Genomic DNA, 15065 nt, shown 5'->3' with positions numbered 1-15065 from the left:
CTAAACGGCAGAACTTAGCGGCTTGCGAAGTACATGGTGACTTCAAAGCCGATACGCAGGTCGGTGTAAGCAGGTTTGGACCAGGACATAGGAGCGCTCCTTCAGGTGATGGGACAGTTGAGATCTATACATATAGTCCACCTCCCGCCGGAGATGTTCAGATAGTTAGGTGGCTATGTTACTCAAAATTACAGGGCGATTGGCCGGGAATCTTTGAGAAAGCTAATTGCAGCACCGGTAATGATCATTTTGCCGCTTGCCAAAGCGAGGCTGGGCACTGTCCGCTGGCCAGACAGCGCCAACCGCCTTCTGCCTGATTCAGTCGATGGGCTGCGGCCAGTAACATTTCACGGTCGATCATCAGAATCGTCTGCGGCAGAAGCTCCAGATAATCCGACGAGTGGCCAGCCAGTTTGCTTTGCCAGAGCAGTTCGGCAGCCTGGGCATGGGGTAGTGCCGCACTATCGAATTGATCGGCCAATGCCTGGCGCTGGTCGATGAAGGTCACGTCATCGATGTCGTCGATCATCCCGGCCAATCCGCTCAGGAAATGTTCGATGTGTTCCAGCAGATCCAGAGGGGCGACGCTGGGCGATTGCACGCCGAACAGTAGCCCGGTCTGCCCATGGATCTGCCGCAGGGCGCTGAACACCGCATAACCGAGCTGCAGTTCGACCCGCAGGCGTTGGTAAAACGGCGTCTGGCAGAGGTGAGCCAGCAAGCGCCAGGCGGCTTCGTCAGCGATGTCCTGGGTTGCGGTCGGACAGAAGAGCAACAGCGCGTGTTCGCTGGACTCGGTATCGACAGCGCTCCAGAGACGCTGCGTGCTTATCGGGGAGGGCGGCGTCAGTTGATTGTCCGCAGTGCCGGGCACACGACTCAAGACAAGGCCTATCGCCGCTTGTGTCTGGGCGGACAGACCTGTCGCCATCCCATCCCAGCGCGCGCTCGACCAAAGCTGCATCAGATCGTCCGAGTCGGCAGTGCGCAGAAGGCAATGATCGGGCAGCGCTTTAAGCAGCTGTCGAATCGGCATCAGCGCAACGCTCGTCGGCTCTCCTTGCGAGAAATCGTCATCAGGTTTTGTCAGTTCTTTCAGCGCATGTTCGAGGACGGTCGGCATCGGCTCCTGTAGCCCGGTCATTTTCAGTAGCCATTCATTGCCTGATGCGCTGAAGGAACAATCGACACCTGCCTGACGAGCGTCTTCACGTAATGGCTGAAGACGGTTTTCCAGGCTCGCCTGAAGGTTGCTACGAGGTGCCGAGTGCAGACGCCAGCGCAGGTAAACGGCACCTTCGGCAGTGTTATCCGGCAACGCCTGACTGAACTGCATGGGCGAACGTTCGCGACGGCCTCGCGAACGATCCTGGGCAAAGGTCCGCAGGCCTCGGTGTTTACTGGTCTGGCCGCGGATCAGTCCGGCACTCGGTGCCGGGGCCTCGGCGCGCAAAAACGGATTGGGTGTTGGCAGTTGCCATTGGCCGGTGAAGTTGTCCACAGCGCCGATTTGTTTCAGTATTTCCTTGAGCGCTGTAACGCCCGATTCGGATAACCCGGCTTCGCGCTGTTCGCTGTCCAGTCGGGCCAGTTGCAGGGCGCCCCTGACTTGCTGCTGGCGTTGCAGCAGGGCGGCGTATTCTTCGCGCAACCTGGTCCAGGGTTGCTGCGAGGCAAAGAATCCAAGCCAATCCAGTAGCTGCTCGCGGATTCCGGTGGGCGTCGCTTTGGCAGGCAACGTGAGTTCAATGTGCAACAAGGCCTGACCGGCGAACTGATACAGCGGCGCGGCTTTCAGGCTGTCAGCCAGCCCGCGCTCACGCAATTGCGCGAGCAGGCCACCGGGTTTCGCGGCGTTCAGCCAATGACACAGGAACGCCAATGCGTCGGGCGATACCTCTGGTAGCGCTTCAAAAGCGAACAGGAGGTCCAGCCGACGCTCTCCAGCTTGTTGATAGCTATTGTCCGAAGATTCCATCAGCGGCGTAGGCGTTTGTTGCGGGACTGTTTTGCCCTCGGTAATGACGGCCGCGAATGCGTGGGCCATCCGTTTCAACTCATCCAGACTCTGCGGCCCGGCCAGGCTCAAGGTCATCTGCCCGGTCTGGTAAAACCGCTGATAGAAATCCTGCAAGGCTTGCTGGAACTCAGGTTGCGGGACCGGCAGGCTGTAGCGGTTGCCGGCATGAAACGCCCGCAGTGGATGCGCCGCTGAAAGACCGTCGAACAGCGCGAATTGCTGCTGAGCGGCCGTATCCCGAGACCATGCGATAAATTCTGCGTGCAGCACTTCCCGTTCCCGCAATTGATCGTCCGAAGTCATACGCGCATGAGCGAGCATATCCGACAGACGCTCCAGTCCCCCGGAAAACGCCTGAGGCGGTAATTCGAAAAAGTAGTCCGTGGTGCGTTCGCTGGTCTTGGCATTCACCTGACCGCCATGACCCTGGACGTAGGCCATCAGCCCAAGGCCAGCGGGAAAGCGCTCTGTACCGAGAAACAGCAAGTGTTCGAGAAAGTGCGCCAGCCCGGGCCATGCCAGCGGCACGTCATGGCTGCCGGCAGCGACTCGTAACGCAGCAGCACTGCGCTTCAAATCGGGCACATGACGCAACGTCACCCGCAGACCGTTGGCCAGGGTTTCAGTGTGAAGGTGGGGGTGGTTCAGCGCAGGCATGAGCACTTCCAGAACAGAGAAGCGCTAATGCTAGCGGATCAGCGCTTGTTCAGCTCGCTGTAAAGCTCGGGACGACGATCAAGCAGATAGCGATTGGCAGCGCGGGAATTGACCATCAACTGTCGATCCAGCTCGCCCACAATCAACGCTTCATCCAGCCCGGCCTGGGCGATACGGCTGCCATCCGGTGCGGCGATGCTGCTCTGGCCGCAATACTGGATCTCGCCTTCGATGCCGCAATAGTTGGCGTAAGCCACATAGCACTGGTTTTCGAAAGCCCGGGCACGGACGGTGACATCGGCAACAAAATCGAAGGGAATCATGTTCGCCGTCGGCACCAAAATCAGCTCGGCACCGGCCATGGCGAGGCGCCGGGCGTTTTCCGGGAACTCCATGTCGTAACAGATCAGGAAACCGAGCTTCCAGCCATTGAGCTCGACCAGCGGGAAATCATCCCCTCCGGCGCTGAACATCGAGTGATCGAGGTCGCCGAACAGGTGAGTCTTGCGGTAGTTGCACAACCGCTCGCCATGAGCGTCGATCAACTGTACGGCGTTGTAGATCTGCCCGTCCTCCGCACGCTCGGGGTAGCCATACAAAATGGCAATCCCGGCCGTCTTGGCAATGCGCGCAATTTGCTGCGCCGATTCACCGTTATGCACCTCCGCGAGGACGCTGACCGCATCGACGCCGATGTTGTAGCCAGTCAGGAACATCTCCGGCAGCACCAGCAAATCGGCGCCTTTTGCCTCCAGCGCCAGTTGATGCAAACGTTGCAGGTTGCCTGCGACATCCAGGGGCAGCGGTGGACATTGGTAAAGGGCTACGCGCATTTCGGATTCCTCTTACTCGGGCAAGGCGATCGGACCGATTTCGTTGAACACATCTCCTGGACCCGGATTCTCGGCGTGAGTTTCACCGCCGAAGTGTTTCATGATGCCCCACACCGCGTTAAGCGAGGTCTGCACCGCGCCTTCGACCCAGGCCGGTGTCCACGAAACGTCGTCGCCGGCGATGAAAATCCCGCGCTGCTCGGCCGGCATGTCGGCCTGCATGAAGTGTGCGTACATGCGCTGGTTGTAGCGGTAGTGGCCGGGCAGGGCGCCTTTGAAAGCACCGAGGAAATGCGGGTCAGCCTCCCAGGACACAGTGATCGGGTCGCCAATGATCCGTGCGGCGATGTCGACTTTCGGGTAAATCTTTTTCAACGCATCCAGTGCCAGCTTCACGCGCTTTTCCACCGGGTGCGGGAGCATTTTCAGCGCGTCGCTCATCCACGAGTACGACAGGCAAATCACGCCGGGCTTGTCGTCGCCGTTGTCGAACAGGTAAGTGCCGCGGGTCAGGCGATCGGTGAGGGTCATGCTCATCAGGTCGCGGCCGGTTTCCGGATCCTTGTCCTTCCAGAACGGCCGGTCGACCATCACGAAGGTTTTCGACGATTGCATGTAGCGCGTGCGGTCGAGGGCCATCCACATCTTTTGCGAGAACAGGGTTTCGTCGCATTCGATCTGGGTGGTCAGCAGCCAGCTCTGGCAGGTGGTCAGTACCGCCGCATATTCGCGTGTGTCGCCGTAGTTGTCAGTGACCGTAAAACGGCCGTTCGGTGCGTGGGCGATTTTTTTCACACCGGAACGCGGTGCGCCGCTGTGCAACGAGCTGAGACTGGTGCCTTCAGGCCAATGCACGCAACGCTCCGGCACATGACGCCAGATGCCCAGCGGCACTTGTTCCACGCCACCGACCACCAAGTGCTGGTGATCGTCGCAGTTGGTCATGACCACGCGGAAGATTTCCAGCATCGAGTTCGGGAAGTCCGAGTCCCAGCCGCCGGTGCCGAAACCGACCTGGCCAAACACTTCGCGGTGATGGAACGAGAGCTTGGCGAAGGCTTTGGAGGTGGCAACGAAGTCATAAAACGTGCGGTCGTCCCACAGCGGAACGAGGGTGTTCCACAGCTCTTTAAGACGCGGCACATCCCGGTCACGGATAGCTTGCTGGATGTCAGCGAATTGCGAACCGGCTTCCAGCGCATCGGCCCAGGCGTCGGCGACTTCCTGGAACAGTGCAGGAAGATCCGCCAGTTTCTGTGCGTAATGGGTCTGGCCTTCGAGGTCGATCACCGTGCTGCCCGAGGCAGGTGTCAGCGGGTTCGGGAAGGGTTTGGTTTGCAGGCCCAGCTTGTCGACGTAGTGATAAAACGCGGTGGACGACACCGGGAAGCGCATGCCGCCGAGCTCGGCGACGATGCCTTCAGCACCGTTGAATGCCTGGGAGCGCAGACGGCCGCCCATTTTCGAGGCTTCGTAGACGACGGGTTTGAGGCCCAGTTTCATCAATTCGTACGCTGCCACCAGACCGGCGATACCGGCGCCGACGATCGCTACCTCGGCGCCATGGTTGTGCGCAGGGATGCTGCCCAGGCCGGCCGGGTGCTCGATCCAGTCGTCGAAGGCGAAGGGAAAGTCCGGACCAAAAATGGTGACTGGTTTTTTACCGTCTGCAGGATGGCGATTGTTCTTGTTCATGGCTGACCTTGCTGGCGACCCGACGCGGGATGCGCGTCTGAGTATAGGAAAAGATGGCAGCCATTCTAGAGAGCGTAGAACACGTTAATAAGACGCAATGTGTCGTCGTTTTTCTTGTAAATACTGCAATTAGACGAGTGCGACGAACAAAATGGATTAAACCGGCTGGCCGCGATCAATCTTGCTGCTGAGAATGATCGAGGTCGTGGTCTTCTCCACGCCATCCACGCTGCCGATTTGATCGAGCAACTGATCCAGTTGCTCAGGTGAGTCGGTGCGTAACCACGCCACGTAATCAAATTCACCGCTGACCGCGCACAGCTGCTGAACCTGAGCCATCGCGCTGAGACGTCGCAGCACTTCCTTGCCCGAACGCGGTTGCACCGTGATCCCGACATACGCCTGCAAGCCGCCATCCACGACACGTTGACCTAAGCGCACGCCGTAACCGGTGATTACTTTGGCCTTTTCCAGTCGAGCCAATCGCGAAGTGACGGTGGTGCGAGCGATGCCCAATTGTCGGGCGAGCATGGCTACGCTCTCGCGGGCATTGATTTGCAGGGCTGCGATCAACTGGCGGTCGATTTCGTCAAGAACGGGTGGGCGAGTGTCAGGCAAAGGTCGTCTCCAGCGGCACAGATCAATGGGTTGGCATGTTACAGGCACAGCCCGCGCAGCGCTCGGGGGGGGTGAAACAGGTGTAAACCTATTTCAGGACTAGACATGGACACCACCAGGGCACTCGTAGTCGAATGCGACATCAAGGGATGCGAGGCGATTGAAATGACGAACAAGATGCCCCCCGCTATAGGGGACCATGCATTGCAGATTGCCCATCACGAAATGGGGCATTACGTCATGGCCCGAGCCCTGGGGTTTGTAACGGGCGGCGTGACCCTGACAGTGACCATGGACTTAAGGCATCAAGGGGGCGCTTCCATCACCTTGGTGCGATCCATTTCGTCGATAGACGCGATGAAGGAGCATTTGGAAGCCCGGATGATGGTCCTCCTTGCAGGCGCTATGGGGCAGACATTACCTTCAAAACATTCGGCCGAAAAACGCGTCGATAAGTCGAAAGTGATAGCCATCCTCAAAGGAGAGCTTGGGGCGGAACAGGACTACGCAAAAATAAGGGAATTACGGCACTTGCTGCGCAATATTGCCTACCCCAATACGGATCTGGCGTCGTCTGATCGCGTAACGGCTGAGCTGAAAGAGATTACCGATCGCGTGTGGTTTCGGACTCAAGAAATCGTAGAGGAATTGGCCGATACGATTATCGGATTGGCAGGAGCACTGGTGGACGGCATGGTCATCGTGGAGCAGTGGGGTAGGGCGGCGGATACGTATGAGGTCGTGTTGACGGGGGAAATGCTTGAACGGATGTGGCCCGTGCAGGCTAGCTGATAGGGACGCCGCCGCGGACGTTGAATAGCGCTTGGTTCGAGCGATAAATCAAAGGGGTGAAGCCGATGGTTTCAGTTCTGAAGGTTGGGACGAGTCTGTTTTGCTCATGGTGTATCTCCTAAGCTTGAGGAGCTGCCACGTTCGTTTCCAAGCGAATGGGTGGCAGCTGTGCGCAGGTTGGAAACCGGGAGCCTAGGAAACCGGCACGTCCGAAGACGTCCCACGCACAGCCGCCATGACACAGGGATTGCAGCCGTAAAACGTCTGCGGTCATGTTGGGCGCGTTGTTGCGATTCGCTCGTCGGGTTTCCAAGCCCGATCGCTGAATGGTCAGCGACGTCCGGAGAGTATCCCGTCGAAGAAAAGCACAACATGGCAGCAAAGCGCCAAAATGCAAGTTTCAGAGCTTGCCTACAAGGTCTGCGGGCGTCATCCGACTTAGCGACACGCGAAGCAAACTGAATTAAAACGTCAGGTACGAAAAAGCCGCGCATTGCGCGGCTTTCTTGTTTGGTGGGCCCAGTAGGACTCGAACCTACGACCAAGGGATTATGAGTCCCCTGCTCTAACCAACTGAGCTATAGGCCCTCAGTAGGCCGCGGATTATAGCGACGGTTTCTCCGCTGTGCTATCCGAAAAGTCTGAAATGGCTATACGAAGAAACGTCGCGGAAAATTCGTCGGGTGGCAAGGGCAGGCTGACGATGTAGCCCTGGATCTGTTCACAGCCTTCGGCAGCGAGAAATTGCTGCTGCGCGAGGGTTTCGACGCCCTCGGCAATGATGGTGAATTGCATGCTGCGGCCCAGGGCGATGATGGCGCGAACGATGGCTGCGTCGTGGGGATCATCCGGCAGGCCGCGGACGAAAGACTGGTCGATCTTGAGAATGTCCAACGGCAGACGTTTGAGGTAACTCAAGGACGAGTAACCGGTGCCGAAGTCGTCGATCGCCAGTTGCACACCCAGGTGTTTGAGTTGGTGCAGTACTGCCAGTGCTTCTTCAGCCTGGCTCATGATGAAGTTTTCGGTAATTTCCAGTTGCAGGAAACCGGGCTTGAGGCGGTTGTCCTTGAGCAATTGTTCGATCCGGCCGAGCAGGTTCGGCTGACGCAACTGAGCGCCCGCGAGGTTGACCGACAGCGGGCCGACGGGTTCGTACACCTGATTCCACTCAAACATCTGCCGGCAGGCGGTTTCGAGAACCCAATCGCCGATTTGCAGGATCATGCCGTTTTCTTCGGCCAGCGGAATGAAGTGCTCCGGCGGCACATCGCCGAAGGTCGGGTGGCGCCAGCGAATGAGCGCTTCTGCCCCGACCAGGCGATGGTCGACCAAGCTGATCTTCGGTTGATAATGAAGGTGCAGCTCATTGCGCTCGATCGCGCGTCGCAGTTCATGTTCCAGTGCCACTCGCTCGCTGGCTTGAGCGGTGAGGTCGCGGGTGTAGCTTTCGACCCGGTTGCGACCCTTGGCCTTGGAGCGGTACATGGCCGCATCGGCGTTTTTAACCAGCGTGGCGACGTCGCAGCCATCCTTGGGATACAGGCTGGTGCCGATACTGGCGCTGATAAAAAACTCATGTTCGCCGGCCTGGAACGGTGCGCCGAAGCAATTGAGCAACTTGGTCGCGATGTTGTCGGCGTCACTGGATTGCTGCAGGCCGGGCAGCAGGATGATGAATTCGTCGCCGCCCAGGCGCGCCACAGTGTCGATGTCGCGCAACTGTTCCTTGAGGCGCACGGCAATGCCCTTGAGCAGCAGGTCGCCGACAGGGTGACCCAAGCTGTCGTTGATGTGTTTGAAACGGTCCAGGTCCAGGAACAGCACCGCGCCCTGGCCGCCGTTTTCCTGTTGGTTGTTGAGCGCAGTCAGCAATCGGCTCTCGAACAGCGTGCGATTCGGCAGGCCGGTCAGCGGGTCGTGGTGTGCCTGATAATCGAGCTTGGCCTGGGCGTGTTTGAGGCTGGAAATGTCCGCGAACACTGCGACAAAGTGGGTGACAAATTTGTCCCGGTTGCGCACCGCACTGATGGTCAGCCAGCTCGGGTAGAGCTCGCCATTCTTGCGCCGGTTGGAAATTTCGCCCTGCCAATGACCTTCGGCGGTCAGCTGATGCCACATGGCGGCATAGAACGCGCTGTCGTGCAGGCCCGAGGCGAGCAGGCGAGGGGTGTGACCCAATGCTTCGCTTTCGCTGTAGCCGGTGATTTCGGTAAACGCACGATTGACCGCGCTGATGTGCTGTTGAGTGTCGGTGATCAATACACCCTCGGCGGTGCTCTCGAATACTGTGGCGGCCTGTTGCAGTTTCTCCTGCATCAGGTGTCGCTCGGTGATGTCCCGGGCGATGGTCAGCATGCAGTCTTCATCGCCGATCGGCAGCGGACGGCTGGACACCTCGCAAAGGCGGATCTGCCCGTCGCTGCGGCGTATATGGCAACTGAAGTCGCGGACGAAACCGTCCCGGTGAAGCAAATCGAGCATCTGTTTGCGTTCGTTGAGGTTGACCCAGATCCCCAGCTCGAGGACGGAGCGATCCACGGACATCGCGCTATTGAAACCGGTAATGCGACTGAAACCCTCATTGACCTCAAGCAGTAAACCGTCGCTCTGTCGGGACAATAGCAAACCGTCGGGGGAGGCATGGAAGGCCTTGGCGAATTTCTCTTCGGAGGTCTGCAGCTGTTGCTGGGTTTCCTTGAGTTGGCTGATGTCCCGCACGACCACCACCAGCGCAGGGGTTGTATCGAGGTCGAAAGGTTCTGCGGAGATCAGGCCGGTAAATACCTGGCCATTGTTGCGGCGAAAGGGCATCTCCAGGTTACGGATGCTGCCGGCCTGCAAACGCTGCAACAAACCCGGCCCGACGCCGGGTATGCCCCAGATGTTCAGGTCGGTGGCCGTCTGGCCGATGACGTCTTCGGCCTTGAGGCCGATCTGTTCTTCGAACGCTTCGTTGACCTCCAGCAGGCAGCCGTCGGAGAGCCGCGCGATGACTAGAATGTCCGGGCATTGCTGGAAGACCGAGGCAAACTTCTGTTCCGACAGGCGCAACGCCTCTTCAGTGCGCTTGGCTTCGCTGATGTCGATCATCAGCCCGCGCATCACCGGTTCATGGCCGTGCTCAATCAGGCTGACGATATCGCGTACCCAAATGCAGCGGCCATCGGCGGTGATGACCCGGTAATCGAGGCTGTGATCGCGCCCGGCCAGTACTTCGTGATCGCAGAAGGTCTGGGCGCGAGTCAGGTCGGCCGGGTGAATAATGTTGCGCCAGAAGCCCGGAATCAGCCAGTGAGACAGGGGGTAGCCGAGTAGATCCTCGGCATGGGGCGACACATAGCTGTAAGTGAAATCGCTGATCCGCGCTTCCCAGGCGATGGCCGAAAGGCTCTCCACCAGCCCGCGGTAGTGGTATTCGCTGCTGCGCAGTTCTTGTTCCAGATCGACCCGACGGGCAATTTCTGAACTCAGTCGGCGGTTGATCCGGAGAACTACTGCCAGCACGATGATCAGCACCAGCAACCCCGGTAGACCGTAAACCAGCAGATCGGTCCAGAAGGTTCGATGATCGAGAACGTTGCCGACCCAATGCTCCTGAATGGCATTGATTTCGTCCGGGGTCATGTCGGCCAGGACTTTATCCAGAATGCCGACCAGCAATTTGTTGTCCCGAGGCACGCCCATGGCCAGTTGGTAGCGATAGGGGGTTTCGCCGCTGACGTAGAGCCCGTCGAGCTTGAGCTGGCGCAGGCTCCAGACGCTGGAGGCGAGATCGCCTACCACTGCGTCCACTTCATCGGTTGCCAGCGCTTGCAGCGCTGAGCTGACATTGGGCATCGCCACCAGATTCAGGTCGGGATTGTGGGTGCGCAACAGCTCGTGGGGGGCGTAGTTTTCCACCACGGCGATTTTCAGGCCGTACAGGTCTTCGAGATTGCGTGGTTGGGGGCCTCCGACATGGGCAAGGATGACAATCGGAAAGTCCAGGTAGGGGCGGGTAAATGACAGGTAAGTCTGGCGCTCCGGTGTCGACATGATGCCCGGCAACAAGTCGAGCTTGGCTTGTTTGGCCTGCTCCAGGACGACTGTCCAGCTAACGGGCTCGATGGGCGTCAGCTTGATGGCCAGGCGTTGGCGAATCAGGTCGATATAGTCTGCCGCAAGGCCCTGATAGCGGCCTTGATCGTCGCGAAACTCGAAGGGAGGCCATGACGCATCGACACCCAGGCGTAAATCCGGGTGTGCCGCCAGCCAGCTACGTTCTTCGTCGGTCAGAGTCAGCGCGCCAGCCGTTGCGGTCCAGGTCAATAGCGACAGCAAAAAAAGCACGGTCGGCAGTCTGGGCATAACGGTCTCGTTATGGCTCGGGGAGTGTTTCGAGTGTAGACGGGCAATTCGGCGGGAGCGAAGTGCGGGGGATATTATCTGCATAAAGCAAAACCCCCGGCCTGGGCCGGGGGTTTAGTTATTACTCGTCGAGGAAGGAGCGCAAATGCTCGCTTCTCGTCGGGTGGCGCAGCTTGCGCAACGCCTTGGCTTCGATCTGACGAATCCGTTCACGGGTCACGTCGAACTGCTTACCAACTTCCTCGAGGGTGTGGTCGGTATTCATGTCGATACCGAAGCGCATGCGCAGAACCTTGGCTTCACGGGCAGTGAGGCCGGACAGAACTTCGCGAGTCGCTTCTTTAAGGCTCTCAACGGTGGCGACATCGATTGGCGACTGCATGGTCGAGTCTTCGATGAAGTCACCCAGGTGGGAGTCTTCGTCATCACCGATCGGGGTTTCCATGGAGATCGGCTCTTTAGCGATCTTCAATACCTTGCGGATTTTGTCCTCAGGCATCTCCATGCGTTCGCCCAGCTCTTCCGGGGTCGGTTCGCGACCCATTTCCTGCAACATCTGGCGAGAAATGCGGTTGAGCTTGTTGATCGTCTCGATCATGTGCACCGGAATACGGATGGTGCGGGCCTGGTCGGCGATCGAGCGAGTGATCGCCTGACGGATCCACCAGGTGGCATAAGTCGAGAATTTGTAGCCACGACGGTATTCGAACTTGTCTACCGCTTTCATCAAGCCGATGTTGCCTTCCTGGATCAGATCGAGGAATTGCAGACCACGGTTGGTGTACTTCTTGGCGATGGAGATCACCAGACGCAAGTTCGCTTCTACCATCTCTTTCTTCGCGCGGCGGGCCTTGGCCTCACCGATCGACATGCGACGGTTGATGTCCTTGATCTCGGCGATCGTCAAACCAGTTTCGGTTTGCAGCGCGGTCAGCTTCTGCTGGCAACGAATGATGTCCGGTTGCAGGCGACCAATGGCTTCAGCGTATTTGCTTTTGCCTTTGGCCAGTGCGTCGGTCCAGCTTTCGTCGACTTCATTGCCCGGGAACTGGCGCAGGAAGTCGGCACGCGGCATACGAGCATCACGAACGCACAGTTGCATGATCGCGCGCTCTTGCTGACGCAGACGATCCAGGGCACTGCGAACACGCTCGACCAGGCCTTCGAATTGCTTCGGAACCAGTTTGATCGGCATGAACAGCTCAGCCAGGAGCACCAGCTCGGCAATTGCCAGCTTGTTGCCACGGCCGTGCTTTTTCAGCGCCTTGCGGGTGACTTCCATCTGATCGGAGACAGCACCAAAGCGCTGTGCAGCGATGACCGGATCCGGACCGCTTTCGGCTTCTTCTTCGTCATCAGTCGTCGCTTCGGCGTCATCGTCTTCGGTGTCGTCGTCCGCTTTCACGGCTTTCGGATCGACAGGCGGTGGCACTTCCGCTGCAGGCGGCGCAATGCCGTCGTCCGGGTCGATATAACCGCTCAGGACGTCGGACAGGCGGCCACCTTCGGTGGTGACGCGAGTGTACTCGGAGAGAATATGGTCAACCGTGCCAGGGAAGTGCGCGATTGCGCCCATCACTTCACGGATGCCCTCTTCAATACGTTTGGCGATTTCGATTTCGCCTTCACGTGTGAGGAGCTCTACCGTACCCATTTCACGCATGTACATGCGCACTGGGTCGGTGGTGCGACCAATGTCGGTCTCGACCGCTGCCAACGCTGCCGCTGCCTCTTCGGCCGCGGCTTCGTCGGTATCGGCGTCGGCCAGCATAAGGGAATCCTTATCTGGCGCAACCTCGAATACGTTGATCCCCATGTCATTGATCATGCGGATGATGTCTTCCACCTGTTCCGGATCTGAAATATCCTCCGGCAGGTGGTCGTTGACCTCCGCGTAAGTCAGGTAGCCCTGCTCACGACCAAGTGTGATCAACTCTTTGATACGAGACTGCTGTTGCGCTTTTCCGGACATAACACCCTATCCACTGAAGGTCTTGGCGGGCAAAAAACAAGCCGAGGATTATACCTGAGCTATGACCTCACGCGCCAGTTGAGGTCGGGTCTGATACAGCCATATTGCGTTTTAATAGGTCGCGCATCTGATTTGCGATCTGAATTGCTTCCTCCGCAGTCAATCCTGGCTGCCTTGCTTTTCTGATAAGTACTTCCAGGCTATCTGTGTGTTGACTTGCCGATAACCTAGTAATGGTGTCTAAAAACTGTTGTTCAAGGTTGTCGCCTTCAATCAGCCACTCCTTTTCCGCTAAAGCCTTAAGCAGGCGCCCCTGTTCAGTCCCATGCCAGCGCGCCATTAGCTGGATAGAGTTTAGCTTAGGATTTTTCTGCACGGCCCCGATGAGGGCTACCAGCAGTTGCGCGTACGTGTTGCTCTCATTCGCGAAGTGATCGGCGGTTTCTACCTTGCCCGCCAGCTCCGGATGATGAATGAGGGTGCGCAGCGCTATCAGCGTTGGGGCTTCGACTGCAATCGGTGTGCGTGGGGCGCTGTGTTGGTCGCGATCACCGCCACGTTTACCGTTCTTGTCCCACGGTTTCTTGTCCCACTTCTTGCCGCCCGCACCGGGTTTCTTCGGCGTCCAGTCCTGCTGCGGCCCGTACATCTCTTGTGCCTGCGGCTGATGGTAATCGCTGTAATCCGACATGGCGTCGTAATCGATACCCGGATCGTAAGCCGGTGGCGCTTCCTGAGGCGCGCTGTGCACCAGTTGGCTCACGGCCTCACCGCTGAGCCCGGTAATTTCGGTCAGGCGCTGACGCATCAGGATTCGCAGGTTGGCGCCCGGGACTTTGTCGATCAGCGGCGCGGCGAGGGTGGCCATGTGGGCCTTGCCTTCGAGCGAGCGTGGGTCTGATTCCTCGGTCAGCTGTTGAAAAAAATAATCCGCTAACGGTTGGGCGTGCTGGTTAATCCGTGCGCGGAAGGCGTCAGTGCCTTCGGAGCGGACCAGTGTGTCCGGGTCTTCGCCCTCGGGCAGGAACAGAAAGCGTGCGCGCCGCCCATCCTGCAAGCTCGGCAGTGCCGCCTCCAATGCCCGCCAGGCGGCATTTCTGCCTGCCTGATCTCCGTCGAAACAGAACAGCACGTTGGGCACGACGCGAAACAGCCGCTTCAAGTGTTCTTCGCTGGTGGCGGTGCCCAAGGTCGCGACAGCATTGCGCAGGCCTTGCTGTGCGAGGGCGATAACATCCATGTAGCCTTCGACGACGATGATTTCGTCGAGGTTGCGGTTGTTCTTGCGCGCTTCATAAAGGCCGTAGAGCTCCTGGCCTTTATGGAAAACCGGGGTTTCCGGTGAGTTCAGGTATTTCGGTTTGTCGTCGCCCAATACCCGGCCGCCGAAAGCGATGATTCGTCCGCGGCTGTCACGGATCGGGAACATCACGCGATCGCGGAAGCGGTCATAGCGTTTGCCGGTTTCGGCGTTCTCGATCAGCAGACCAGCATCGATCATGGCTTTTTGTTGCAGGGTATCGCTGCTCAAGTGCTTGAACAGGTTGTCCCAGCCGGGCGGGGCGAAACCGAGGCCGAAGTCCCGGGCGATCTCGCCGGTCAGCCCGCGTCCTTTCAAATAATCCACAGCTGCTTTGCGCGACGGATGGCTTTTCAGGGCCTGGCGGTAAAAGTCGGCGGCGGCGGTGAGCAGCGGGTAGAGCGGCGAATCGGTCGGCTGCCGCGGTTTGTGCGGCCGTCCGCTTTCTTCGCGGGGGATTTCCATTCCGGCGGCTTTGGCCAGTTCTTCGACAGCCTGGACGAAATCCAGGTTGTCGTGGTCCATCATGAAGCCGAGGGCGTTGCCGCCAGCGCCGCAGCCAAAGCAATAATAAAACTGCTTGTCGGGGCTGACGCTGAAGGAGGGGGTTTTCTCTTTGTGAAACGGGCAGCAGGCGGTGTAATTCTTGCCAGCCTTTTTCATCTGCAAGCGCGAGCTGACCACATCGACGATGTCGGTGCGGTTCAGAAGGTCGTCAATGAAGCTCTGGGGAATTAGCCCGGCCATGGCGTTCTCGTCATCTGCGCTGCAATGAATCCGAAACGAAGAGCGGCTGAGCGCGGGTCGTTGTTTGAGGCGCGCAAAATA

The 15065-nt window shown here is 58.6% G+C and carries 9 protein-coding genes, 1 tRNA gene and 1 pseudogene; 1 reads left to right on the top strand and 10 read right to left on the bottom strand.

The annotated features are described in order from the left end of the window. Positions 1–14 precede the first annotated feature (14 nt). The 5 genes from pqqA to ACYZT3_RS26975 all read right to left on the bottom strand — a co-directional run bounded on the left by pqqA (position 15) and on the right by ACYZT3_RS26975 (position 5823). Positions 15–89, bottom strand: a complete 75-nt coding sequence (gene pqqA / locus ACYZT3_RS26995) for a pyrroloquinoline quinone precursor peptide PqqA (RefSeq protein ID WP_009045898.1) — start codon at positions 87–89, stop codon at positions 15–17. A 155-nt stretch (positions 90–244) separates the two neighbouring features. Then, entirely contained in the window at positions 245–2677 is a 2433-nt protein-coding gene (gene pqqF, locus ACYZT3_RS26990; protein WP_462031097.1) for a pyrroloquinoline quinone biosynthesis protein PqqF, read from the bottom strand. A gap of 38 nt (positions 2678–2715) precedes the next feature. Continuing rightward, a complete protein-coding gene (locus ACYZT3_RS26985; RefSeq protein ID WP_462031096.1) occupies positions 2716–3510 on the bottom strand; it encodes a carbon-nitrogen hydrolase family protein in 795 nt (264 codons plus the stop codon). Between the two features lie 12 nt (positions 3511–3522). Then, positions 3523–5205: a flavin monoamine oxidase family protein gene (locus ACYZT3_RS26980; RefSeq protein WP_462031095.1), complete on the bottom strand. Its 1683-nt coding sequence runs from the start codon at positions 5203–5205 to the stop codon at positions 3523–3525. Positions 5206–5361: 156 nt separating this feature from the next. Continuing rightward, positions 5362–5823: an Lrp/AsnC family transcriptional regulator gene (locus tag ACYZT3_RS26975; RefSeq protein WP_007980298.1), complete on the bottom strand. Its 462-nt coding sequence runs from the start codon at positions 5821–5823 to the stop codon at positions 5362–5364. 165 nt (positions 5824–5988) lie between these two features. Between ACYZT3_RS26975 and ACYZT3_RS26970 the strand changes: the two genes are divergently transcribed. After that, positions 5989–6615 carry a peptidase M41 gene (locus ACYZT3_RS26970; RefSeq protein WP_462032431.1) on the top strand — a complete coding sequence of 209 codons (627 nt, stop codon included), beginning with the start codon at positions 5989–5991 and terminating at the stop codon, positions 6613–6615. Here the strand turns inward: ACYZT3_RS26970 and ACYZT3_RS26965 are convergent. From ACYZT3_RS26965 to dnaG, 5 genes and pseudogenes are all read right to left on the bottom strand, one after another. Then, a pseudogene (locus ACYZT3_RS26965) lies at positions 6614–6723 on the bottom strand (DUF3077 domain-containing protein); the annotation flags it as partial. The gene ACYZT3_RS26970 and the pseudogene ACYZT3_RS26965 overlap by 2 nt on opposite strands. A gap of 403 nt (positions 6724–7126) precedes the next feature. Next, positions 7127–7203: transfer RNA gene (locus tag ACYZT3_RS26960), tRNA-Ile, on the bottom strand. Between the two features lie 15 nt (positions 7204–7218). Then, positions 7219–10965, bottom strand: a complete 3747-nt coding sequence (locus ACYZT3_RS26955; protein ID WP_282381434.1) for an EAL domain-containing protein — start codon at positions 10963–10965, stop codon at positions 7219–7221. Positions 10966–11086: 121 nt separating this feature from the next. Further along, a complete protein-coding gene (rpoD, locus tag ACYZT3_RS26950) occupies positions 11087–12937 on the bottom strand; it encodes an RNA polymerase sigma factor RpoD (RefSeq protein WP_282381437.1) in 1851 nt (616 codons plus the stop codon). 67 nt (positions 12938–13004) lie between these two features. Continuing rightward, positions 13005–14984, bottom strand: a complete 1980-nt coding sequence (dnaG, locus tag ACYZT3_RS26945; protein ID WP_282381440.1) for a DNA primase — start codon at positions 14982–14984, stop codon at positions 13005–13007. Between the last annotated feature and the right edge of the window lie 81 nt (positions 14985–15065).

Source organism: Pseudomonas sp. MDT1-16 (genome assembly GCF_054898115.1).
Note: the sequence above shows the minus strand (reverse complement) of the source record. Positions and strands in the feature narration are given on the sequence as shown.